This window comes from Microbispora sp. H11081 (assembly GCF_012999535.1).
In the GTDB taxonomy this organism is placed as follows: Bacteria; Actinomycetota; Actinomycetes; order Streptosporangiales; family Streptosporangiaceae; genus Microbispora.
Window position 1 is genome coordinate 1 of record NZ_JABBWV010000008.1, and the last position, 24007, is coordinate 24007.

Consider the following 24007-nt stretch of genomic DNA (forward strand, 5'->3'; position numbering starts at 1 on the left):
ACCCCGAAGGGCCTTTCCGCTCGACTTGCATGTGTTAAGCACGCCGCCAGCGTTCGTCCTGAGCCAGGATCAAACTCTCCAAACAATGCTTGAAAAGAAATCACTCCGGCAGGCACCCCCCAGCAAAAGGGCAGGTGCCGTTCAAAGGAATCCGTCACCGATGATCAAAACCACCGATATGACGGGGTCATGCATGATTCATGCACTGGCTTTTAGCACACTGTTGAGTTCTCAAGAAACGGACGCGACCACCATCACCCAGAACCCCGCGACGGGTCCTGAGATCCAGGGCGATGACTTCCGTTCGGCCAACTCTGAGTCAATCGCCGCACCGCAGACCTGGAGGGCCATGCGATCTCAGCCGATGCTCTTGTTAGAGCGACCACCCCTTCCGGGGCAACCACTCCAGCTTAAACCCTCGCCCGCTTCGCGTCAAACCCTTCGGCCTGGCCGCACCACGAACGATCCGGACTCGATGCGAGCATCTCGCCTGGATGGTTGTCAGAGTGGCTTGCCCGTCGGGGTCCGGGCCGCCTTGCGGCGTCCTGCTCCCCCGGGGGCGAAGAAAACATTAGGCAACATGGCTCTGGCCGTCAAATCACGGCGAGATGGCCGAAACCCCAGGCCAGACGGGAACTTCCGGCGTCTGCGCCGAGGAAGGCCACAGGATTGTTACCCCCGTCACAGCATCTCTTGACCACGAAACAGCCGCCCCGATCCGAGACCGGGGCGGCTGTCCGTCGGGTCGGGGTCAGGCGATCTCGACGCCGCCCACGGTCTTCTTGCCTCTGCGCAGCACGAGGAACCGGCCGTGCAGCAGGTCGTCCGCCGAGGGCACGTACTCCTCGTCGGTGATCTTCGTGTTGTTCAGGTAGGCGCCGCCCTCCTTGACGGCACGCCGCGCCGCGGACTTCGACTCCACCAGCCCGCTTTCCGCGAGCAGCTCGACGTACGACGCGCCCAGAGCCGGCACGACGGCCTTGGGCACCTCGGCGAGGGCGGACTCCAGGGTCCGGGCATCAAGCTCGGTCAGTGATCCCTGCCCGAACAACGCGCGCGAGGCGGCGATCACCCGAGCCAGCTCGTCCGAGCCGTGCACCAGGGTCGTCAGGTCCTCGGCGAGTGCGCGTTGCGCCTCACGAGCCGCCGGCCTCTCCGCGACCGCCTTCTCCAGTTCGTCGATCTCCTCCCGGGTGCGGAAGGTGAAGACCTTGAGGAAGCGCACCACGTCGCGGTCGTCGGCGTTCAGCCAGTACTGGTAGAACGCGTACGGCGAGGTCAGGGCGGGGTCGAGCCAGACCGCGCCGCCGGCCGTCTTGCCGAACTTCGTGCCGTCGGCCTTGGTGATCAGTTTGCCGGTGAGGGCGTGGACGTGCGCGCCCTCCACCCGGCGGATCAGATCGACTCCGGCGGTGATGTTGCCCCACTGATCGCTGCCGCCGAGCTGCAGGGTGCAGCCGTGCCGCCGGTGCAGCTCCAGGTAGTCGTTGGCCTGCAGGATCTGGTAGCTGAACTCCGTGTAGCTGAGCCCTTCACCACCCAGCCGTGCCGAGACCGACTCCCTGGCCAGCATCCGGTTGACGGGGAAGTGTTTCCCGACGTCCCTGAGGAAGTCGATGGCCGACAACTCCGCCGTCCAGTCGAGGTTGCTGACCAGCGTCGCCGCGGTCGGCCCCTCATCGAAGGACAGGAACCTCTCGACCTGCACCCGGATGCGCGCCACCCACTCCGCGACGATGTCGCTGGAGTTCAGCGCCCGCTCGGTGCTGCGGCCGCTCGGGTCGCCGATCAGGCCGGTGGCACCGCCGACCAGGCCGATGGGCCGGTGCCCCGCCCGCTGGAAGCGGGTCAGGATCAGCAGCGTGGCGAGGTTGCCCACGTGCAACGAAGGTGCGGTCGGGTCGAAGCCCGCGTACACGGTGATCGGACCGTCGGCCAGCGCCTTGCGCAGCCCGTCGATGTCGGTGGTCTGCGCGATCACGTCGCGCCACTCGAGCTCGTCGATGATGTCAGCCATCTCCGACGTCGGCCCGAGGTTGCCTGAAGTTGCGGTCACGGTCGTGGCTTTCGGTTATCGAATGGTGGACGTACGGGCTTCCGTACAAGCCTGCCTGATCACGAAACCTTATCGCCACTTCGATCCGGCGCGTCAGCTCGTGGTGCGGCCCCGCCGCCGGGGAACGTGCGCCCGGTACGGCGAGACGGTGGGGTCGCCGTCGATCCAGAACCGCCAGGGCGTGTCCGCGCCGGCCGACACCCCGGTGCGGGGGCCTGTCCTGAGCTGCTCCGAGGGCGCGGGCCTGCCCTCGTGCACCCGGATCTGGTCGCCGGAGCAGCAGTCGGTTCCGTTGTGCTCCCGCACCAGGCCGAGTGCCACCGCGAGGCGGGCCGGCCCGCGCGCGAGGTCGCGGTCCGGGACCCGCCGCGCCAGCCCTTCCATGGCCGGGCCGTCGGCGTGGGGCATGCGGCGTACGCGCGCGCTGTGCACGCCCGCGATCACCTCACCGGCACGTAACAGGACGGCCGAGCCCGTGCCCGCGGGCATGCAGACGAGGTTGGCGCAGTAGTGCATGCCGTAGGTGAAGTAGACGTAGAGGTGTCCGGGCGGCCCGAACATGACCGCGTTGCGCGGCGTGCGTCCCCGGTAGGTGTGGGAGGCCGGGTCCTGCCCCGGCCCCCCGTACGCTTCGACCTCGCTCAGCCGCACCGCCACCGACCCGTGCACGACCACGCGGCCGAGCAGGTCGGGGGCGACCACGTCGGAGGGGCGGTCGAAGAAGTCGCGGCCGAGCGGAGCGCCCGCGACGTCCTCGATCAGCTCTCGTTCGCCCATGCGGCCTGACCGTCCACGACCTCCCGGAGGTTCGCGATCTGGTCGCGGACCCGGTCGGGCGCGGTGCCGCCGAAGGCGCTGCGGGCGGCCAGCGCTCCGTGCACGTTCAGCACGTCGCGCACGCTCGCCCCGGAGGCGTCGACGGCGAAGTGCGGGGACACCTTGGCCAGCTCGTCGTCGGTGAGCTCGCCGAGGTCCTTGTCGTTCACCTGGCACCACACCACGAGGTGGCCTACGGCCTCGTGCGCGTCACGGAACGGAACTCCGCGGCGGACCAGGAGCTCGGCGAGGTCGGTCGCCAGGGCGAAACCGTCCGGCGCGCTGGACTCCAGCTTGGTGGTGTTCACCCGCATCGTGGAGACCATGCCGGACACCGCGGGCAGCACCAGGAGCAGGGTGTCGACCGCGTCGAACACCGGCTCCTTGTCCTCCTGCAGGTCGCGGTTGTAGGTGAGCGGCAGGCCCTTGAGCGTCGTCAGCAGCGTCATGAGCGAACCGATCAGCCGGCCGCTCTTGCCCCTGGCCAGCTCGGCGACGTCCGGGTTCTTCTTCTGGGGCATGATCGACGAGCCGGTGGAGTAGGCGTCGTCCACCTCGATCCACCGGAACTCCTGGGATGCCCACAGCACGATCTCCTCGCCGAGCCGGGAGATGTGCACGCCGATCAGCGCGGCACAGAACAGGAACTCCGCCGCGAAGTCACGGTCGGCGACCGCGTCCATGGAGTTGGGCGCGGGGGCATCGAACCCGAGTTCGGCGGCGACGGCGGCGGGGTCGAGCGGCAGGGATGACCCGGCCAGCGCACCCGAGCCGAGCGGCGAGACGGCGGCGCGCTTGTCCCAGTCACGGAGGCGGTCCACGTCCCTGGTGAGCGCGTGGACGTGGGCCAGAAGCTGGTGACCGAAGGACACCGGCTGAGCGTGCTGCAGATGCGTCATGCCCGGGGCGGCGACGTCCGCGTTCTCCTCGGCCTGGCTGATCAGCGCCGTCTCCAGCTCGACGAGCCGGGAGACGATCGTGCGGACGTGGTCACGAAGATAGAGGCGCAGGTCGGTGGCGACCTGGTCGTTGCGGCTGCGGCCGGCGCGGAGCTTGCCGCCCAGCGAGCCGAGCCGTTCGAGCAGGCCGCGCTCCAGCGCCGTGTGCACGTCCTCGTCGGCCACGGTGGGGCGGAACTCGCCCTGGCGGCAGGCCCGGTCGAGGTCGTCGAGCGCGCCGAGCATGCGGTCGAGCTCCTCCTGCGTCAGCAGACCGGCGCGGTGCAGCACCCGCGCGTGCGCGCGCGAGGCGAGCAGATCGTACGGCGCGAGCCGCCAGTCGAACTGCACGCTCACCGACAGGCGCGTGAGGGCGTCCGCGGGTCCCCCCTCGAACCTGCCACCCCAGAGCCTCATCGGCTTGTTGTCCGCCACCGTCTTCTCCCTCCGATATTCGGTCCCTGCCGAAAGATGAGCGCGCGCCGTTCCCGCCGGGCCGCCGTACACAGATCCTTGCGCCTGAATGGGCTTTCTCGCATGAGCCCTCGGCGCGATTCTTCACGCGGATTCTCAGCGGGACTCAATCCGCGACCTTAGCCGACGTACGCCCCGGTCCCCGCAACCGGAACCAGGGCGTATGCCGAGCCGATCGGGCCTTTCCGTCACTGATTTCGATCTTCGCCGTCGTGGGCCCGCACCTCGGCGTCGAGCTTGTGCCTGCTCACGTCGGGCGTGCGGCGGGTGGCGAGGTTGAGCAGGGACTCCGCCAGCGCCTGCCCACCCACGGGATCACGGCTGATCACGAGGATCGTGTCGTCGCCGGCCACCGTGCCGAGGATGGATTCCCAGCCCGCGTGGTCGATGGCCGAGGCGAGGAACTGCGCCGCTCCCGGGGGCGTGCGCAGGATCACGAGGTTGGCCGACGCCTCGGCCGCCACCAGAAGCTCCTCCGCGATCCTCCGCAGCCGCGCGTCGGGGTTCTCCGGCCACCCGCTCGTGGCTCCGGTGCGGAAGAGAGGGATCCGTCCTCCGCCCTCGCCCGGCAGCGCGTAGACCAGCGTGCCGTCGTCGGCGCGCAGCTTCAGCGCACCCAGCTCGTCGAGATCCCGCGACAGCGTGGCCTGGGTGACCTCGACCCCCTGCTCGGCCAGGAGCTTGGCCAGCTCGGGCTGTGAGCGCACCTTGTGCCTCGTCAGCAGCTCCACTATGCGGGCGTGCCGGGCCGCCTTGGTGAGCGGGATGGTCACGGTCCCTCCGCACCTCGCGTCGCCAGCCAGTGCAGCAGCGCCTTCTGGGCATGCAGCCGGTTCTCCGCCTGGTCCCACACGACGCTCTGCGGCCCATCGATGACGTCCGCGGCGATCTCCATTCCTCGATAGGCCGGAAGACAGTGAAGCACGATCGCGTGCGGGTCCGCGAGGCCGAGCAGGGTCGTGGACACCTGGTAGGGGGCGAAGGCCGCGACCCGCTCGTCCTTGCCGTCCTGACCCATGGAGATCCAGGTGTCGGTGGCGACGACATGCGCCCCGGCCACCGCGGCCTCCGGGTCGCTCACCACCGTGACCGACCCGCCGGTCGCCGCCGCGACAGCGGCCGCCCGCTGCATGACGAGGGCGTCTGGCAGGTAGCCCGCCGGCGCCCCGACCCGGACGTGCATGCCGGCCGTGGCTCCGCCCAGCAGGTAGGAGTGGGCCATGTTGTTGGCGCCGTCTCCGAGGTAGGCGAGCGTGAGGCCCCGGGGTGAGCCCTTGTGCTCCCGGATCGTCTGCAGGTCGGCGAGAATCTGGCAGGGGTGGAACTCGTCGGTCAGCGCGTTCACCACGGGCACCGACGAATGGGCCGCCATCGCCTCGATGCGCTCCTGGCCCGCCGTCCGCCACACGATCGCCGCGACCTGACGGGACAGCACCCGGGCGGTGTCCTCGATCGGCTCGCCGCGTCCCATCTGCGACGTGCCGAGGTCCATGATCATGGGCTGGCCGCCCAGTTCGGCGACCCCGACGGTGAACGAGACCCGGGTGCGGGTGGAGGGCTTGTCGAACAGCACGGCGACCGTGCGGGGGCCCGCGAACGGCCGGTAGCCGAACCGGTCCTTCTTCATCGCCTCGGCCAGGTCGAGCACCTGTGCCTGCTCCTCGGGCGACAGGTCGTCGTCCCGCAGGAAGTGCCGCACCGGCACCGGGTAACCGCCGTGGCTCGGGCCGCCGGCCGGGGTCGGGATGTCGTTGTCAGGCATTCGCGGTCTCCAGGATGCCGGGCAGCGCGTCGAGGAAGGTCCGTACGTCGGACTCGGTGATCACAAGCGGCGGCGCGAGCCGGACCGCGTCGGGCTGTAGGGCGTTGACCAGGAAACCCGCCTCCTGCGCCGCCGCCTGCACCTGCGCGGACTTGGGCGCGGTGAGCACGATGGCCAGCCAGAGCCCCCTCCCCCTGACTCCCTTCAGCAACGGGTGCCGCACGGCGGAGATGCCCTCGGACAGCAGCGACCCGACCGTCGCGACGTGGCCGAGCAGGCCGTCCCGCTCGATCGTGTCCAGCACGGCGAGCGCCGCCGCGGCGGAGATCGGGTTGCCGCCGAAGGTCGAGCCGTGGTCGCCCTTGGCGAAGACCTCCCCGGCCTCGCCGAAGCCCACGCAGGCGCCGACCGGCAGCCCCCCGCCGAGGCCCTTGGCCAGCGTCAGCACATCGGGGACGATCCCGTCCGCCTGGTGCGCGAACCAGTGGCCCGTGCGGCCGATGGCCGACTGGATCTCGTCGGCGACGAGCAGCGCCCCCGCGGCGGAGCAGATCTCCCTGGCCGCCCGGAAGTAGCCCTCGGGCGGCGGAACGACCCCGGCCTCGCCCTGGGTGGGCTCCAGGAAGACCGCCGCGCAGTCCTCGGTCACCGCGTTCTTCAGCGCGTCCGCGTCGCCGTACGGGACGAATCGCACGTCGAGCGGGAACGGCCCGAACTGGTCGCGGATCGACGGCTTGCCGGTCAGCGACAGCGCGCCGAGCGTGCGGCCGTGGAAGCCGTTCTCCGCCGCCACCATGTGGCCGCGGCCGTGCGCCCTGCCGTACTTGATCGCGATCTTGAGCGCTGCCTCGTTCGCCTCGGTGCCGGAGTTGGCGAGGAAGACCCGCGCGGGCTCGCCGAGCAGGGCGAGCAGCTTCTCCGCGAGCAGCACCTCGGGCTCGTGCAGGAACAGGTTCGACGTGTGCGCGAGGGTGGCCGCCTGCCGGGAGACCGCCTCGACCAGGGCCGGGTGGTTGTGCCCGAGCGAGGTCACCGCGATGCCGCCGATGAGGTCGAGGTAGCGGCGTCCGTCGACGTCCCAGACCGCGCAGCCCTCACCGCGGGCGATGGCGAGCGGCGGCACACCGTAGTTGCGCATGAACGCGGCCTCGAAGCGTCCGCGCAGTTCGTCGTTGGCGCTCATCTGGCGACCTCCCCGTTCCTGTCCGGCGCCGCCGGAACGCCGTCGTCGGGCTCGACCATCGTGCCGATGCCCTCGTCGGTGAAGACCTCCAGCAGCAGCGCGTGCGGCACCCGCCCGTCGAGCACGTGAGCCTGCGGGACGCCGCCGCGCACCGCGGCCAGGCACGCTTCCATCTTGGGCACCATGCCGCTGGACAGCGAGGGCAGCAACGCGGCGAGTTCCGACTCCCCGATGCGGCTGACGACCTCCTCACTGCTGGGCCAGTCTGCGTACAGCCCCTCGACGTCGGTGAGCACGATGAGCTTCGACGCCTGGAGCGCCACGGCGAGAGCGGCGGCGGCGGTGTCGGCGTTTACGTTGTAGATCTCGCCGTCATCGCCGCGGGCCACCGAGGACACCACCGGGATGCGGCCGTCGTCGAGCAGGGCCCGCACGGCTCCTGCCTCGACCCGGACGATCTCTCCGACCTGGCCGATGTCGACCTTCACGCCGTCCACGACGACGTGCTTGCGCTCGGCGGTGAACAGATGGGCGTCCTCCCCCGACATGCCGACCGCGAACGGGCCGTGCGCGTTGATCAGTCCGACCACGTCGCGGTTGACCTGGCCGACCAGGACCATCCGGACGACCTGCATCGCCTCCGGCGTGGTCACCCGCAGGCCGGACACGAAGTGGCTGTCGATCCCGAGCAGGTCGAGGTGCGACTGGATCTGCGGACCGCCGCCGTGCACGATCACGGGGCGCAGGCCCGCGTAGCGCAGGAACACCACGTCGGCCGCGAACTTGGCCCGCAGGTGCTCCTCGGTCATCGCGTTCCCGCCGTACTTGATGACGACGGTCGCGCCGTGGAAGCGCGCCAGCCACGGCAGCGCCTCGACCAGTGTGTGCGCCTTGTCCAGCGCTCCGTTCCTTCTGACGCTCATGACGAGTACGCCGAGTTCTCGTGCACGTACTCCGCCGTGAGGTCGGTGGTGTGCACGGTCGCGGTGTGCGGGCCCGCGGACAGGTCGACGGTGATGGTCACGTCGCGGGGGCGCAGGTCGACCTTCGCACGGTCGTCCCCCGCCGCGCCGCCACGGCAGATCCAGATGCCGTTGACCGCCACGTTGACCCGCTCGGCGTCGAACACGGCGTCGGTGGTGCCGACCGCGCTGACCACCCGGCCCCAGTTGGGGTCCTCCCCGTGGATGGCGCACTTGAGCAGGTTCGACCGGGCCACCGCACGGCCCACCGCCACCGCGTCCTCCTCCGACGCCGCACCGACGACCTCGATGGCGATGGCCTTGGTCGCGCCCTCGGCGTCGACCAGAAGCTGCCGGGCCAGGTCCGCGCAGACGGCGGTGACGACCTTCTCGAACTCGGCGAGGTCGGGGCGCACTCCCGACGCGCCGCTCGCGAGCAGCAGCACCGTGTCGTTGGTCGACATGCATCCGTCGGTGTCGAGCCGGTCGAAGGTCAGGGAGGTGGCCCGGCGCAGCACCGTGTCGAGCTCCGCGGAGTTGAGGTCGGCGTCGGTGGTGAGCACGCACAGCATCGTGGCGAGCGCCGGCGCGAGCATGCCCGCGCCCTTGGCCATGCCGCCCACCATGTAGCCGTTCTCGCCGCGGCGGAAGGAGATCTTGCTGACGGAGTCGGTGGTCCTGATGGCGTCGGCCGCCGCCAGGCCGCCGTCACGGCTGAGCTGGGCGGCCGCGGTCCCCACGCCGCCGAGCAGCGTGTCGATCGGCAGCCGCTCCCCGATCAGGCCGGTGGAGCAGACGGCGATCTCGGCCGCGGAGTCGTCCAGGACCTCGGCGACCTTCTCGGCGGTGGCGTGGGTGTCCTGGAAACCCACCGGGCCTGTGCAGGCGTTGGCGCCGCCGGAGTTGAGGACGACGGCCCTGACCCGGCCTTCGCTGAGGACCTGGGCCGACCACAGGACCGGTGCGGCCTTGAACCTGTTGCGGGTGAAGACGCCCGCCGCCGCGCGTGAGGGGCCGTCGTTGACGACCAGGGCCAGGTCGCGGGCGCCGCCGCTCTTGATTCCGGCGGCGATTCCGGCTGCGCGGAAGCCCAGCGGTGCGGTGACGCTCATGCCACCCCCTCGCCTGAGCGAATCGCACTGTGCTTACCGATTCGCTGCTTACCGATTCGCTCGCTACGCTCGCTCATTGCGCTCCCCCAAGGAACGATCTTGCTCACGGGGCGACTCCATTGGTGGGAAGTCCGACTTCTTCCGGCAGACCGAGGGCGAGGTTGGCGCTCTGGATCGCGCCGCCCGCGGTGCCCTTGGTGAGGTTGTCGATGGCGACGACGGCGACGATCCGCCCGGCCCGCTCGTCGAGGGCTATCTGCAGGACCGCCGTGTTGGCCCCGACCGTCATCGCGGTCGCCGGCCAGACCCCGTCGGGCAGCAGGTGGAGGAAAGGCTCGTCCTTCACCGCCGTCTCGTACGCCTCGCGGAGCGCGGCGGCGGTGACGCCCGCGACGGCGGGAGCCGTACAGGTGGCGAGGATGCCGCGGCTCATCGGCGCGAGAGTCGGCGTGAACGACACCCGGACCGGGCGTCCGGCGACGGCCGACAGGTTCTGCTCCATCTCCGGTGTGTGCCGGTGCACCCCGCCCACGCCGTACGCGCTGACCGAGCCCATGACCTCGCTGCCGAGCAGATGGGCCTTGGGCGCCCTGCCCGCCCCGGAGGTGCCGCTCGCGGCGACGACCACGACGTCGGGCTCGGCCAGCCCGGCCGCGAAGGCGGGGAACAGTGCCAGCGTCGCGGCCGTCGGGTAGCAGCCAGGGACGGCGATGCGCCGGGCGCCGCGCAGTGCCTCACGCTGACCGGGGAGCTCGGGCAGGCCGTAGGGCCATGTGCCGGCGTGGGCTCCGCCGTAGAATGCCGTCCACTCCTGCGCGCTGGTCAGCCGGAAGTCGGCGCCGCAGTCGACGACGAGCGTGCCGTCGCCGAGCTCGGCGGCGACCGCGGCCGACTGGCCGTGCGGGAGGGCGAGGAAGACGACATCGTGACCGGCGAGCACGTCAGGGGTGGTCTGCTCGATCAGCCGGCCGGCCAGCGACGGCAGGTGGGGCTGGTGGGCGCCTAGCGTGGTGCCCGCGCTGGACGCCGCGGTCAGCGCGCCGATCTGGATGTCGGGATGGCCGAGCAGCAGGCGGAGCAGTTCTCCCCCCGCATAGCCGCTGGCTCCGGCGATCGCCGCCCTCATCCGTGCCCCCGATCTTCCACGACCACTGCATGATCATGCAGCAGACCTCATGTTCTTGCTCGTGTAGAGAGTATGCAACGCAAAGCATGGGCATGCAAGCGGCGTTCCGAGGAATGGACATCTAGCCGCCATACCTACCGGTCGGTATCGTGAAACATCCGGTTAACGAACGGATCCGGGAGTGCGTCCAGCATGACGATCACCAACGAACAGGTCCAGGCCCAGCTCACGGCACCCGGACAGCTCTTCGAGATGGACGAGGTAGAGACCGGCGGTCACAGGATCCGGGTGTGGAAACACGCCCCGGCCACGTTCCGGGCCCTCCTGGAGATCACCCGGTTCCACGGGGACAAGGTGTTCGTCGTCCACGAGGACGAGCGCATCACGTACGAGGAGCACTTCCGGCTGGCCGCGACGCTCGCCAACCGCCTCGTGGACGACTACGGCGTGCGCAAGGGCGACCGCGTCGCCGTCGCCATGCGCAACTACCCGGAATGGATCATCTCGTTCTCCGCCGTCCTCGCCGTCGGCGCGGTGGCCGTGCCGCTCAACGCCTGGTGGACCGGGCAGGAACTGGAGTACGGCCTGGCGGACTCGGGGGCCAAGCTCGTGATCGCCGACGGCGAGCGCGCCGCCAGGATGGCCGGCAGCGGCCTGCCGATGATCGTCACCCGCGGCGAGGGCGCCAACTGGGCCGAGGTGCTCGGCGAGGTCAGGGCCGACGTGACGCTGCCGCGGGCCGAGATCGGGCCCGACGACCCCGCCACCATCTTCTACACCTCCGGCACCACCGGCAGGTCGAAGGGCGCGCTCGGCAGCCACCGCAATCTCGGTCAGGCGCCGATGACCGTCGCGTACGCGATGATGCGCACCGTCGCCATGGCCGGCAGGGACGTGGCCACGGCGGCGGAGAAGCGCAGGATCAGCCTGCTCACCGTGCCGCTCTTCCATGTCACCGGCTGCTTCGCCGTGCTGATGACGACGATGTTCACCGGCGGCGGGCTCGTGCTGATGTACAAGTGGGACCCCAAGCGGGCGCTGGAGCTCATCGAGCGCGAGCGGGTCACCGTGATGAGCGGCGTGCCGACCAACGCCTGGCAGTTGCTGTCCCATCCCGACCTGGACAAGCACGACATCTCCTCGCTCGGGTCCATCTCGTACGGCGGCGCGCCCGCCCCGCCGAAGCTGCTTGAGCGGATCACCGAGTCGCTCCCCAACCGCACGCCCGCCAACGGGTACGGCATGACGGAGACGACCGCGCTCGCCATCTACAACAGCGGCGCCGACTACCGGGCCAAGCCCGACAGCATCGGGCTGCCGCTCGCCGTGGTGGACGTCAAGGTCTGCGACCCGCTCGGCGCGCAACTGCCGCCCGGCGAGGTAGGCGAGCTGTGCATCAGGGGGCCGATCGTCATCATGGGCTACTGGAACCGCCCGGACGCCACGGCCGAGACGTTCGTGGACGGCTGGCTGCACACCGGGGACCTGGCCCGCGTCGACGAGGACGGCTTCGTCTACATCGTCGACCGCGCCAAGGACATGGTCATCAGAGGCGGCGAGAACGTCTACTGCGCCGAGGTCGAGGCCGCCCTGTTCGAGCATCCCGCGGTGGACGACGCGGCGGTGATCGGCATCCCGGACGACGAGCTGGGCGAGCAGGTCGGCGCGGTCGTACGGCTCAAGGGGGGCGCGGCCGCCACCGGCGAGGAGCTCCAGGGGTTCCTGCGCGACCGCATCGCGGCGTTCAAGGTGCCGGTGCGCTTCTGGTTCAGGGAGGCCGAACTGCCGCGCAACCCCGGCGGCAAGGTGCTCAAGACGAGCCTGCGCAAGGAGACCCTGGGCCTTTAGGGTTACCTCCCGCGTAATCGCCTCTCCTCGGGGCTCCGTGACACCTTTCACGTGTCGTCACGGAAGACATCCCCTAAGGAGTGGAAGATGACCGACTACACCGCTTTGGCCGAGCGTTACGTCGCCGCCTGGAACGAGCGCGACCCCGAGGCCAGGGCGAAGGCGGTGGCGGAGCTGTGGACCGAGGACGGCGGCTACACCGACCCGCTGGCCGCCGTCACCGGGCACGACGGCATCGCCGCGGTGATCGCCGGCGCGCAGGAGATGTTCCCCGGGCTCGTGTTCACCCTCGCCGGGCCCGTGGACGGCCACCACGACATCGCGCGCTTCACCTGGCACCTCGGTCAGGAAAGCCCCGCCGAGTCGGCCGAGCCGGTCGTGATCGGCTTCGACGTGGTGGCGCTCGGCGAGGACGGCCGGATCCGCAGCGTGTACGGCTTCCTCGACAAGGTCCCCGCCTGATCGATCACCCGGAGCGCGGTACCCCTCGTAGCCTGCGGCTGCGACGGGACCGTGGCCGCCGGGCAGAACTCCGCCGCGTTCGCGGCCGTGGTGAGCTCCGCCTGGTTCACCTTGTCGCCGTTCAGGTCGAAGGACAGCGTGTGGCGGCCGTCGCGGGTGCCGGCCATCCAGGTGAGCGAACCGAAGATCGTGCCACCGTGCCCGTACACGGTGACGCCGCAGGGCAGGGTGACCATCATGACGCCCAGCCCGTACCGGTACGGGCCCGGCCCGTGGAAGACGTCGGATTTCGGCGTCGGGGTGAGCATCTCCCGCAGCAGGGCGGCCGGCAGCAGGCGACCGGAGAGCAGCGCCGCGTCGAACCGGTTCAGGTCGCCGACGGTGGAGATCATCTCACCGGCGGCCCCGGCCCAGGACGGGTTGAAGCGCGAGAGCCCGTCCTTGCTGTACCCGTGGACGAAGGGAGGGCGGACGTCCGGCGAGGTGCCGGGAAAGTAGGTGGCCCGCAGTCCCAGCGGGCGCAGGACCCGTGTGGCGACCTCCATGGGGTACGCGTGCCCGGTCACCCGCTCGATGATCATCCCGAGCAGGATGTAGTTGGTGTTCGAATACTGCCAGGACGTCCCGGGCGGGAACACCGGAGGGTGGCCGAGCGCGTACCCCACCAGCCGGCGCGGCGTGAAGGTCGTGAGCGGATCGCGTTCGAGCGCGTCCGGCACATGGTGGTCCTTCGTGTAGTTGAACAGCCCGCTGGTGTGGTTGAGCAGCATCCGGACGGTGATGGCCCGTCCGTCATTGCCGTTGCCCGTGACCAGCCCCGGCAGCCACCGTTCGAGCCTGTCGTCCAGGCGGAGACGGCCCTCCGCGACCAGTTGCAGGACGACCGTGGCGACGAACGTCTTGGTCGTGCTGCCGATCCGGAACCGCATGTCCGCCCGGGGTTCGCGCCGGGTTCCGGTGTCGGCCACGCCGCGCGTGACCGTGGTGATGCGGCCCGCACGGGACACCTGGGCCAGCGCGCCGGGAGACCCCTCGCTGACCGCCCGGTCGAGCACGGCGCCCAGCGCCGCCTCCGCGTCACGCGGCCGCCGTACGGGGTCGGCCGTCCCTGGCGCGGCGGGCGTGGTCGCCACGCCCAGGACGAGAGCCGACACGGTCAGGAAGCGAAGTGTGATCGTCCGACACCGGGTGACGCTCATGCCGACCCCCTCCGACGAGCCGGGCGTCCGTCCGGGCGCGCCGGCCGAGCCGCAGCGTCAGCATTCCCTCCACGCCCGCCCGGTCACACGACCGGCGAGGCCCGTTCCGGCCGGACATCCTCATCAAGGCCGAGGCGGTGGCCGCCGTGGGCAGGTGAGCCCGGGGACCCGGTCAAGGCGGGTGCATGTCGTGAAAGGTTCATGGTCTTCCGGCGGTGCGACCCGTTTGACCGGCCGTCACTGAAATATTTCTAACCACCCTTTGACATGTTTCAACGGCGTTTCCCAGAATGAGCCCCCGGCGGACCACCGTGGCCGGGCGGCGCGGCCTCCTGGACGGCGATGTGCCACCCAGGCCTGCTTCCGGTGTCCGATCAGAGCCCCTGACACGAGGAGCAAGAGATGGCCGACAGCGACATGCCCACCGCAAGACGAGCGGGCTTACGCAAGATGCTCGCCACAGCGCTCGCGGGCGTCGTCACCGCGGCGCTCGCGACCGTGACCCTGTCCGCCACCGCCGCACAGGCGGCCGACTGCAGCGGCGGGTACGTCGGACTGACCTACGACGACGGACCTAACCCCAGCAACACCATGAACCTGATCAACACGTTGAAGGCCAACGGCCTGCGCGCCACCTTCTTCAACATCGGCCAGAACGCGCAGAACAACCAGTCCCTGGTCCGAGCCCAGGTGGACGCCGGCATGTGGGTCGGCAACCACAGCTACACCCACCCCCATCTCACCCAGATGAACAGCTCGCAGATGCAGTCCGAGCTCCAGCGCACCCAGCAGGCCATCCAGCAGGCCACCGGCTCCGCGCCCAAGCTGTTCCGGCCCCCGTACGGCGAGACCAACGCCACGCTCAGGTCCGTCGAACAGCAGCTCGGCCTCAGGGAGATCATCTGGGACGTCGACTCCCAGGACTGGAACGGCGCCAGCACCTCCGCCATCGTCCAGGCCGCCGGCCGCCTGCAGAACGGCCAGATCATCCTGATGCACGACCAGTACTCCACCACCGTGCAGGCCATCTCCCAGATCGCCGCCAACCTCCGCAGCCGCAACCTCTGCGCCGGCATGATCTCGCCGTCCACCGGCCGCGCCGTCGCTCCCGACGACGGCGGACCGGTCTCCCCGTCCCCGACGGTCCCCCAGTCCCCCAGCGCGACTCCCACCTCCGGCGGCAACGGCAGCGGGCCGATCAGGGGTGTCGCATCGGGCCGCTGCGTGGACGTGCCGAACGCGAGCACCTCGGACGGCACGCAGGTGCAGCTGTGGGACTGCCACGGCCAGACCAACCAGTCCTGGAGCTCCACCTCGGCCGGTGAGATCCGCGTGTACGGCAGCAAGTGCCTGGACGCGGCAGGCACCGGCAACGGCGCGAAGATCCAGATCTACTCCTGCTGGGGCGGCGACAACCAGAAGTGGCGCGTGAACTCCGACGGCAGCATCCAGGGCGTCCAGTCCGGGCTGTGCCTCGACGCCGCCGGCGCCGGCACCGGCAACGGCACCCAGCTCCAGCTGTACTCCTGCCACGGCGGCAACAACCAGAAGTGGACCTGGAACAGGTAGCCCGCACCCGTGGCCCGCTGTGCGCAACGCCCCCGCCGCACCGCGGGCCACGACCCGGCCGCCCCTTGTCGGTATGAACCTTGCCGCCGGTCTCCTGCCGGTCGGCTGACCCTCTAAGCCGGGTGCGGCGCTCTTCCGGGGGAGCGCCGCACCCTCCCGCTTTCCAGGTCTCCTCCATTGCCCCCGGCGGCCGTCTCGGAGAACCCGCGTTCCGGCAGGGGACAGCCGGGGAATCACTTCGCGTGACGCTCACGCGTTGCTACCGTGAGCGACATGACGGCTGAGGCATGGAGCGAAGCGCCCATGAACGACACCCACGGCCTCCCGGATTGGGTCTTTCCTCCCCAGGAGGGCTTCAAGGCCTCCGACCTCGATCACATGACGCAACTACCTGCGCACACAGAGTTGATCGACGGAAGCTTGGTCTTCGTGAGCCCCCAAGCCTCCTTCCACACCCGCACCGTCGATCTTCTGACCGCGGGACTGCGGCGTCACCTTCCCCGGCCGTTGCGGGTTCGCCGCGAGATGAGCGTGATTCTGGGCCTGCGCCAGCGGCCCGAGCCCGACGTGTGCGTCATCCGGGCGGAGGCCGATCGCGGCCCGGACCAGACGGCGTACGAGGCGAATGACGTGCTCCTGGTCGTCGAGGTCGTCTCGCCGGACTCGGAGGAGCGGGACCGCAAGCGCAAGCCGCAACTCTACGCCGAGGCGGGGATCGGACACTTCTGGCGCGTCGAGAACCAGTCCGGGCGGCCCACGGTCTACGTCTACGAACTCGACCCGGCCACCGCCGCGTACGCGCTGACCGGCATCCACCACGACCGGCTCGAACTGTCGCTGCCGTTCGAGGTCGACATCGACCTCACCGAGATCGACACTCTCTGAGCTTCGCCCGCGAGCCGGCCGCTCCCCTGGTCCGCCGAGGCGTCGCACGGCCGGAGGCCACAGGCGCCGGCGCGGACGCTTCTCGCGTGATCCCCGCACGATCACGGGCGGTCCCGACCGGCGGGGCCGGTCACGATCGCGGCGAACCGAGGCATTGCTCCTCTCCTTACTCGCGCGTATCGTCCGGAGTTGAGCACGGCTCACATTCACGCGCGTGAACAAGCACCCCCACCGTCCCTTCACCCCCTGACACCGCGAAGGGAAGTTCCCCCATGCACGCGCGTCTTCGACGGGCGATCACCGCTGCCGCCGCGCTGGCCCTGGTCGCCGTCGGCCTGCCCGCGGCGCCGGCCGCCGCCGCCCCCTACTATCCCCCCGACGACTACTGCCTCGGCCAGTGCGCGGACATCCTGCCGCCCGGCCAGAACGGCGACGCCACGCTCGTCGACATCCTGGGCAACCAGGCGTTCGGCACCTATCCCGCCCACAGCAAGGACCAGCTCGGCAGGTACGCGGACCTCGTCTCCGGCTACACCGGCCTCACCGACGAGCAGATATCCGCGTTCTTCAACGACAGCGGCTTCGGCGTGCCGGCGAACCAGGTCGAGAGCACCGTGAGCCCCCGCTCCGACGTCACCATCGTCCGCGACAAGGCGACCGGTGTCCCGCACATCACCGGCACCACGCGGGAGGGCACGATGTTCGGCGCCGGATACGCCGGCGCGCAGGACCGCCTGTGGCTCATGGACCTCATGCGCCACGTCGGCCGGGGCGAGCTGACGCCGTTCGCCGGCGGCGCGCCGGGCAACAGGGAACTGGAGCAGAGCGTCTGGCGCAACTCCCCCTACACCGAGGCCGATCTCCAGGCCCAGATCGACCGGCTGCGGACCACCGGCGCCCGAGGCGCCCAGCTGTACGCCGACGTGCAGAACTACGTCGCCGGGATCAACGCGTACATCGACCGCTGCATGGCCGACCGCGACTGCCCCGGCGAGTACGTGCTGACCGGCCACCTCGACGCGATCACGAACAAGGGCGGCCCCGACGACTTCCGGATGACCGACCTGATCGCGATCTCCGGCGTGATCGGCGGCCTGTTCGGCGGTGGCGGCGGCGCCGAGATGCAGTCCGCCCTCGTCCGCGTGGCTGCGCGGGCGAAGTACGGAGCCGTCGAGGGGGACAGAGTGTGGGCGGCCTTCCGCGCCCAGAACGACCCGGAGACCGTGCTGACCCTGCACGACGGGCAGAGCTTCCCCTTCGGGGCGGCCCCGGCCGGCGCGACCGGAGTGGTGCTGCCCGACGCGGGCACGACCACGCCCGTCGACATCACGGCCAACGAGACCGGCACCGCCGCCTCCGCGGCCGGCCAGGCCGCGGGCGCGCTGACCGGGTTCACGGTCGACAACTCCAAACCCGGCATGTCCAACGCCATCGTGGTGTCGGCCGCCAAGGCCACCGGCGGTCACCCCATCGCCGTGTTCGGCCCCCAGACCGGCTACTTCGCGCCGCAACTGCTCATGCTGGAAGAGCTTTCCGGCCCCGGCATCCGGGCACGCGGCGCGGCCTTCGCCGGGCTCAACCTCTACGTGCTGCTCGGCCGCGGGACCGACTACGCCTGGAGCGCCACCTCCGCCGGCGAGGACATCACCGACACGTACGCGGTGACGCTGTGCGACCCCGGCGGCGGCACGCCCACGGTCTCGTCGGACCACTACCTCTACCGCGGCGCCTGCACCGCGATGGAGACCCTGAAGAAGACCAACTCGTGGAAACCCAACACGGCCGACTCCACCGCCGCCGGGTCGTACGAACTGGTCGTCAAGCGCACCAAGTACGGCCTGGTGACCTGGCGGGGCACGGTCGGCGGGGTGCCGACGGCGTTCACCACGCTGCGCTCGACCTACCAGCACGAGGCGGACTCCGCGATCGGGTTCCAGATGTTCAACGACCCGGCCGAGATGGGGTCGGCGGCCGCGTTCCGCGCCTCGGCCTCCACCATCGGCTTCGCGTTCAACTGGTTCTACGTGAACTCCACCGACGCGGCGTACTTCATGTCCGGCAACGTCCCCGTGCGTTCGGCGGTGTCCGACCCGAACCTGCCCATGGCCGGTGACGCCGCGCACGAGTGGATCGGGTTCAACCCGGCGGACAACACGGCGTCCTACCTCCCGCCGTCGGCGCATCCGCAGGCGGTCAACCAGGACTACTTCGTGAGCTGGAACAACAAGCAGGCCAAGGACTTCGGCGCGGCCGACGGCAACTTCAGCTTCGGCGCCGTCCACCGGGGCGACCTCCTCGACGCGCCGGTGCGGGCGGCCCTGTCCTCCGGCACCCTCGACCGCGCCGGGGTCGTGAAGATCATGGCGTCGGCCGCGACGACCGACCTGCGCGGGTGGAAGGTGCTGCCCGGGCTGCTGCGCGTCGTCGGCAGCGCCTCCGTCTCCGATCCCGCCCTGGCCTCCGCCGTCGCCAAGCTGTCCGCCTGGGCCGCCGCGGGCGCGAAGCGGCAGGAGACCGCGAAGGGCAGCAAGGCGTACGCGCACGCCGACGCCATCCGGATCTTCGACGCGTGGTGGCCGAAGCTGGTCCGGGCACAGTTCCGGCCCGGCCTGGGCGACGGGCTCTACCAGGCGCTCGTCAACGCGCTGCAGATCAACGAGTCGCCGTCCGGGCACCAGCGGGGCGACGTCTCCTCGCTGCCCGGCTCCGCGAACGAGGCGCAGCCCCACAAGGGCTCGTCGTTCCAGTACGGCTGGTGGGGCTACGTGGACAAGGACATCCGGGCCGTGCTGGGCGACCCGGTGGCCGCTCCCCTGCCGGCGAAGTACTGCGGGGCCACCGTGGCGGCCTGCCGTACGGTCCTGCTGGACAGCCTGGCGGCCGCGCTGGCGGAACCGGCGGCGACGACCTACCCGGCGGACGACTCCTGCTCGGCCGGCGACCAGTGGTGCGCCGACGCCGTACGGCAGGCGCCGCTCGGCGGCGTCAAGCACTCGCTGATCTCGTGGCAGAACCGGCCGACCTACCAGCAGGTGGTCGCGTTCCCCGCGCACCGCGGCGACGACGTGACCGACTTCGCCCTGGGCCGTACGGCGAGCGCGTCGAGCACGCAGGGCTCCTACAGCCCCGCCAAGGCCGTCGACGGAGATCCCGCGAGCCGGTGGGCCAGTTCGTGGAGCGACAACCAGTACATCCAGGTCGATCTCGGTTCGGTGAAGACCGTGGGCCGGGTGATCCTGCGCTGGGAGGCGGCCTACGCCTCGTCGTACCGGATCCAGACCTCGGCGGACGGCGCCACGTGGACCACCGTCGCGCAGACGACCACGGGCGACGGCGGCGTGGACACCGTCACGTTCGCGCCCGGCGGCGCGCGCCACGTGCGGATGCAGGGAGTCAAGCGGGGCACCGGCTACGGCTACTCGCTGTACTCCTTCGAGGTGTACGGAAGATAGGACGGTCAGCCCGGCTCGCGCCAGCCCTCGCCCTCCTCGGCGAGGGCGTCGAGCCGGGCGAGACCGGCCGGGCCGAGCGCGTCGTCCGGGTCGTCCACCACGACCACCCACTGGGCGTCCTCGGCGTCGTCCTCGCCCGCGAGCAGTTCGCGGACGACGGCGGGCACGCCCACGGCCGGGAACAGCTCGGCCACGGCCTCGGCGGACTCCTCCGCGCTGTCCCGCTCGGGGAACACCAGTAGGTGACGCACCGCTCCTCCGGAACTCGATCGCTTCCCGGGCGTCTCTGCCGGCATTGGCACCGGAATTGTTCAGAACCAGGAACGGCGGGCGCCGGCTCCGGTGCGAATTCACACCGGGGCCGGCGCCCGCCCGTGGTACTCGGTGCCGCTCAGGCGCCGCGGAGCTGGGCTCCGGTGCGCTGCGCGGCGACGGCGACGGCGGCGTCCCGCGCCGCCGTGGTCTCCTCGGCCGTGAGCGTGCGGTCGGCGGCCCGGAACCGCAGCGTGTACGCCAGGGACTTGTTCCCCTCGCCCACCTGCGGGCCCGTGTAGACGTCGAACAGCCTGATCGACTCGAGCAGCGCGCCCGCGCCCTCCCGGAGGGCGGCCTCGACCTCGGCCACCGGCACCGAGGCGGCGACGGTCAGGGCCACGTCCTGCGTCGCGACCGGATAGGCCGAGACCGCGGCCGTGTCCACCGGCCCCGCCGGGACCAGCGACGACAGCTCCAGCTCCATCGCGCAGGTGCGCGGCGGCAGCCCGTACGCCTCGACGACCCGGGGGTGCAGCTCGCCGGCGTGACCGACCAGGACCTGCTCACCGGTCTCCGCGTCGGCGACGGTCAGCGCGGCGCACCGCCCGGGGTGCCACGGCTCGTGCTGGTCGGCCCGGACGCCGAGCTCCACGCCCGCCGCACGCGCGACCGTGCGGGCCGCCTCGACCGCGTCCGCCCAGGACGCCTGCCTGCCCTCGCCCCACCAGCCGGAGCGCTCGAACTCGCCCGCGAGCACCACGGCCACCCGGATCGGCTGCCTCGGCAGCGCCGTCTCGATCGCCGCCAGCTCCTCCTCGGTCGGCCTGCGGTCGACCGCCAGGACCGGAGCGGTGGCGGGGGCGTCCGGCTCCGGCCGGTAGACCAGCCCGGACTCGAACAGCGCCACGTCGGCGAAGCCGCGGCCCACGTTGCGCACCAGGGTCTTCAGCAGCCCGGGCAGCAGCGTCGTCCGCATGTACGGCTCGTCCTCGCTGAGCGGGTTGACCAGCCGGGTCGCCCGCCTGCGGGCGTCGTCTGCGGGCAGCAGCAGGTTGTCGAGGTCGCGCGGACCCATGAACGGGTAGGCGAGCACCTCGACGTATCCCGCGTGCGCCAGTGCCCGGCCCACGCGGCGGCGCAGCCGCTGCTCCTCCGTCAGCCCGCCGCCGGCCGGAGCGGGCGGCAGCTCCGACGGGATGCGGTCGTACCCCTCCAGCCGGATGACCTCCTCCGCGAGGTCGTTCGGGTCGGTCAGGTCGGGGCGCCACGTCGGCGGCGTGACCGTGATCAGGTCGTCGCCCTGGACGGCCAGCCGCCCGGCGAGGTCGCCCGAGGCGAGCACGCCGGTGGCCGCGACGCCGGCGCCGGCGGCGGCCGCGGGCGCGGCCCCCTCGGTCACCGTGCAGCCGATCTGCTCCAGCCTGCGGATCACGGCCTCCCGCTCGTACGCCACGCCCGCCACGCGGCTGGGGTGGTCGGCCGGGATGGTGATCGAGACCGGCGACGCCTCCACCTCGGCGTGGGTCACTCCCGGCTCCGCGACAGCGCCGCCGAGCTCGGCCAGGAGCTGGACGGCCCGCCACGACGCGGCCAGCGGCAGCTCCCGGTCGACGCCGCGCTCGAACCGCTTGGACGCCTCGCTGACCAGGTTGTGCCGCCGCGACTCGCGGGCGATGCCGGTGGCGGAGAAGTGCGCCGCCTCGACGACGATGTCGGTCGAGGTGTCGGAGATCTCGGTGTGCAGGCCGCCCATGGTGCCCGCCATCGAGATGGGGCCGGAGTCGTCGGTGATGAGGATGTCCTCGTCGTGGAGCGTGCGCACCACGTGGTCGAGCGTCTCCAGCTTCTCGCCCGGCCTGGCCCGCCGTACGACGATCGGGCCGGTCAGGCGCGATCGGTCGAAGGCGTGCAGCGGCTGGCCGAGCTCCAGCATCACGTAGTTGGTGACGTCGACGGCCAGCGAGACCGAGCGCATGCCTGCACGGGCCAGCCGAACCCGCATCCACAGCGGGGACTCGGCCGCCGGGTCGAACCCGGTGACCGTGCGCAGCACGAACCGGTCGCAGGCGGTCGGGTCGGCGATCGACGCGGGCCAGGACTCGCCGCCGTCCGCCGGCGCCTCGACCGCGGCGGGATCGCGGAACGGCACGCCGAACGCGATGGCCGCCTCACGCGCGACGCCGCGGATCGACAGGGCGTATCCGCGGTCGGTGGCGACCTCGAGCTCGAGCACGTCGTCACGCAGGCCGAGCAGCTCGACCACGTCCGCGCCGATCGGGGTGTCCGGCGGCAGCACCAGGATCCCCGGGGAGGACTCGGCGACGCCGAGTTCGGCCTCGGAGCAGATCATGCCGTCGGACAGGCGCCCGTAGGTCTTGCGGGAGCCGATCTCGAAGCCGCCGGGGAGCACCGCGCCCGGCAGCGCGACCGGGACCACGTCACCCTCGGAGAAGTTCGTCGCGCCGCACACGATCTCGCGCGGCGTGGCCTCGCCCACCTCGACCTTGCAGTGCCGGATCGGCTTCTTGAACCCGCTCAGCTCCTCGATCTCGAGGACCCGGCCGACCACGACGTTCTTGATCTCGTGGCCGTGCGAGTGGATGGCCTCAAGCTTGAGGCCGGCGGCGGTGAGCCGGTCGGCCACCTCCTGGGCGGTGACCGCGGGGAGATCGACGTACTCCCGCAGCCATGAAAGCGGGACCTTCATCAGACCTCCATTCCGAACGGCAGGGTGAACCGGATGTCGCCCTCGACCATGTCACGCATGTCCTCGGCGTTGTGGCGGAACATCAGCGTCCGCTCGACGCCCATCCCGAAGGCGAAGCCCGAGTAGACGGCGGGGTCGACGCCGCAGGCGATCAGCACGCGCGGGTTGACCATGCCGCAGCCGCCCCACTCGATCCAGCCCTCGGACTTGCACGTGCGGCAGGGCGGGTTGCCCGGCACCGCCGAGGAGCCGCGGCAGACGAAGCAGCGCAGGTCGAGCTCGGCCGACGGCTCGGTGAACGGGAAGTAGTGCGGCCGGAAGCGGGTGGTGATCCCCGCGCCGAACATCACCTCGGCGAACCGGTCGAGCGTGCCCTTCAGGTGCGCCATCGTCAGCCCCTTGTCCACCGCCAGGCCCTCGACCTGGTGGAAGACCGGCGTGTGCGTGGCGTCGAGCTCGTCGGTGCGGAAGGTCTTGCCCGGCGACACGACGTACACCGGCAGCGGGCGCGACAGAAGTGCCCTGATCTGCACGGGCGAGGTCTGGGTGCGCAGCACCTTGCCCGACTCGACGCTCTCCACGAAGAACGTGTCGTGGTCGGACCTGGCCGGGTGGTCGGTGGCGATGTTCAGCGCGTCAAAGTTGAACCACTCGCCTTCCAGCTCTGGCCCCTCGGCCACCTCGTAGCCCATCGCCACGAACGCGTCGGCGATGCGCTCCTGCAGAGTGGTCAGCGGGTGCCGGGCGCCGCGCGGCGCGCGGTCCCAGGGCAGCGTGACGTCGACGGTCTCCTCGATGAGGACCCGCGCGTCGCGCTCGGCCTCCAGCTCGGCCTGGCGGGCGGCGAGCGCCTCACCGATGGCCTTGCGCGCCGCGCCGATCCGCTTGCCCGCCTCGGCGCGGGCCGCCGGCGGCAGCGCGCCGATCTCACGGTTGGCCAGTGCGATCGGCGAGCGGTCGCCCGCGTGCGCGAGCCTGGCCTGCTTCAGATCGTCGAGGTCGCGCGCCGCGGCGATGGCGGCGAGGGCGTCGGCCTGCGCCTGCACGACCTCGTCGGCGTGCAGCGGCGTCACCTCGACCGGGTCATAGGTGTTCGACAAGAGAGAGCTCCGTATCCAGGGGCTGCGAGCGCCCTGCGCTCAGCGTGGTCAGTTTAGTCCGATCAGCCCACCGGGCCGTCCTTCGCGCGATGCGCCTGTGG

Annotated in this window: 18 protein-coding genes and 1 rRNA gene; 5 read left to right on the forward strand and 14 right to left on the reverse strand. The window is 71.1% G+C overall.

Annotated features, from left to right (window positions below):
• From HHX31_RS20635 to argC, 10 genes are all read right to left on the reverse strand, one after another.
• Window positions 1-85: ribosomal RNA gene (locus tag HHX31_RS20635) — 16S ribosomal RNA — on the reverse strand; the annotation flags it as partial.
• A 666-nt stretch (window positions 86-751) separates the two neighbouring features.
• Entirely contained in the window at window positions 752-2017 is a 1266-nt protein-coding gene (gene tyrS, locus HHX31_RS20640; RefSeq protein ID WP_169949968.1) for a tyrosine--tRNA ligase, read from the reverse strand.
• 132 nt (window positions 2018-2149) lie between these two features.
• Complete coding sequence (locus tag HHX31_RS20645) at window positions 2150-2833, reverse strand: DNA-3-methyladenine glycosylase (RefSeq protein WP_169949969.1); 684 nt, start codon at window positions 2831-2833, stop codon at window positions 2150-2152.
• The gene (gene argH / locus HHX31_RS20650) at window positions 2815-4227 is read right to left on the reverse strand and encodes an argininosuccinate lyase (protein ID WP_169950183.1); all 1413 of its coding nucleotides are present in this window, start codon (window positions 4225-4227) and stop codon (window positions 2815-2817) included. The genes HHX31_RS20645 and argH overlap by 19 nt, the downstream gene beginning before the upstream one ends.
• A gap of 245 nt (window positions 4228-4472) precedes the next feature.
• Window positions 4473-5057, reverse strand: a complete 585-nt coding sequence (locus HHX31_RS20655) for an arginine repressor (RefSeq protein WP_169949970.1) — start codon at window positions 5055-5057, stop codon at window positions 4473-4475.
• Window positions 5054-6046 carry an ornithine carbamoyltransferase gene (gene argF, locus HHX31_RS20660; protein WP_169949971.1) on the reverse strand — a complete coding sequence of 331 codons (993 nt, stop codon included), beginning with the start codon at window positions 6044-6046 and terminating at the stop codon, window positions 5054-5056. Before argF ends, HHX31_RS20655 begins: the two co-directional genes overlap by 4 nt.
• Window positions 6039-7229 carry an acetylornithine transaminase gene (locus tag HHX31_RS20665; protein ID WP_169949972.1) on the reverse strand — a complete coding sequence of 397 codons (1191 nt, stop codon included), beginning with the start codon at window positions 7227-7229 and terminating at the stop codon, window positions 6039-6041. The genes argF and HHX31_RS20665 overlap by 8 nt, the downstream gene beginning before the upstream one ends.
• Window positions 7226-8152 (reverse strand): acetylglutamate kinase, encoded by a 927-nt coding sequence (argB, locus tag HHX31_RS20670; protein ID WP_169949973.1) that lies wholly within the window; start codon window positions 8150-8152, stop codon window positions 7226-7228. Before argB ends, HHX31_RS20665 begins: the two co-directional genes overlap by 4 nt.
• Window positions 8149-9303 (reverse strand): bifunctional glutamate N-acetyltransferase/amino-acid acetyltransferase ArgJ, encoded by a 1155-nt coding sequence (argJ, locus tag HHX31_RS20675; RefSeq protein ID WP_169949974.1) that lies wholly within the window; start codon window positions 9301-9303, stop codon window positions 8149-8151. The genes argB and argJ overlap by 4 nt, the downstream gene beginning before the upstream one ends.
• Window positions 9304-9406: 103 nt before the next feature.
• Entirely contained in the window at window positions 9407-10429 is a 1023-nt protein-coding gene (gene argC / locus HHX31_RS20680) for an N-acetyl-gamma-glutamyl-phosphate reductase (RefSeq protein WP_169949975.1), read from the reverse strand.
• Window positions 10430-10621: 192 nt separating this feature from the next.
• On the opposite strand from argC, the gene HHX31_RS20685 reads away from it, so the two are divergent.
• A complete protein-coding gene (locus HHX31_RS20685) occupies window positions 10622-12277 on the forward strand; it encodes a class I adenylate-forming enzyme family protein (RefSeq protein WP_169949976.1) in 1656 nt (551 codons plus the stop codon).
• An 87-nt stretch (window positions 12278-12364) separates the two neighbouring features.
• Window positions 12365-12739, forward strand: a complete 375-nt coding sequence (locus tag HHX31_RS20690) for a nuclear transport factor 2 family protein (protein WP_169949977.1) — start codon at window positions 12365-12367, stop codon at window positions 12737-12739.
• On the opposite strand, the gene HHX31_RS20695 is transcribed toward HHX31_RS20690, so the two are convergent.
• A complete protein-coding gene (locus HHX31_RS20695; protein ID WP_311932135.1) occupies window positions 12622-13893 on the reverse strand; it encodes a serine hydrolase domain-containing protein in 1272 nt (423 codons plus the stop codon). The genes HHX31_RS20690 and HHX31_RS20695 overlap by 118 nt on opposite strands.
• A 447-nt stretch (window positions 13894-14340) precedes the next feature.
• Between HHX31_RS20695 and HHX31_RS20700 the strand changes: the two genes are divergently transcribed.
• The 3 genes from HHX31_RS20700 to HHX31_RS20710 all read left to right on the forward strand — a co-directional run bounded on the left by HHX31_RS20700 (window position 14341) and on the right by HHX31_RS20710 (window position 19844).
• Window positions 14341-15507, forward strand: coding sequence for a polysaccharide deacetylase family protein (locus HHX31_RS20700; protein ID WP_249346222.1), 1167 nt, complete (start codon window positions 14341-14343; stop codon window positions 15505-15507).
• A 273-nt stretch (window positions 15508-15780) separates the two neighbouring features.
• Complete coding sequence (locus HHX31_RS20705; RefSeq protein WP_396711365.1) at window positions 15781-16392, forward strand: Uma2 family endonuclease; 612 nt, start codon at window positions 15781-15783, stop codon at window positions 16390-16392.
• 272 nt (window positions 16393-16664) lie between these two features.
• Window positions 16665-19844, forward strand: a complete 3180-nt coding sequence (locus HHX31_RS20710) for a penicillin acylase family protein (protein ID WP_169949979.1) — start codon at window positions 16665-16667, stop codon at window positions 19842-19844.
• Between the two features lie 5 nt (window positions 19845-19849).
• Here HHX31_RS20710 and HHX31_RS20715 read toward each other — a convergent pair whose 3' ends face one another.
• The 3 genes from HHX31_RS20715 to pheS all read right to left on the reverse strand — a co-directional run bounded on the left by HHX31_RS20715 (window position 19850) and on the right by pheS (window position 23906).
• A complete protein-coding gene (locus HHX31_RS20715) occupies window positions 19850-20095 on the reverse strand; it encodes a hypothetical protein (RefSeq protein ID WP_311932136.1) in 246 nt (81 codons plus the stop codon).
• 140 nt (window positions 20096-20235) lie between these two features.
• The gene (locus HHX31_RS20720) at window positions 20236-22806 is read right to left on the reverse strand and encodes a phenylalanine--tRNA ligase subunit beta (RefSeq protein ID WP_169949981.1); all 2571 of its coding nucleotides are present in this window, start codon (window positions 22804-22806) and stop codon (window positions 20236-20238) included.
• Entirely contained in the window at window positions 22806-23906 is a 1101-nt protein-coding gene (pheS, locus tag HHX31_RS20725) for a phenylalanine--tRNA ligase subunit alpha (protein ID WP_169949982.1), read from the reverse strand. Before pheS ends, HHX31_RS20720 begins: the two co-directional genes overlap by 1 nt.
• Window positions 23907-24007 lie beyond the last annotated feature (101 nt).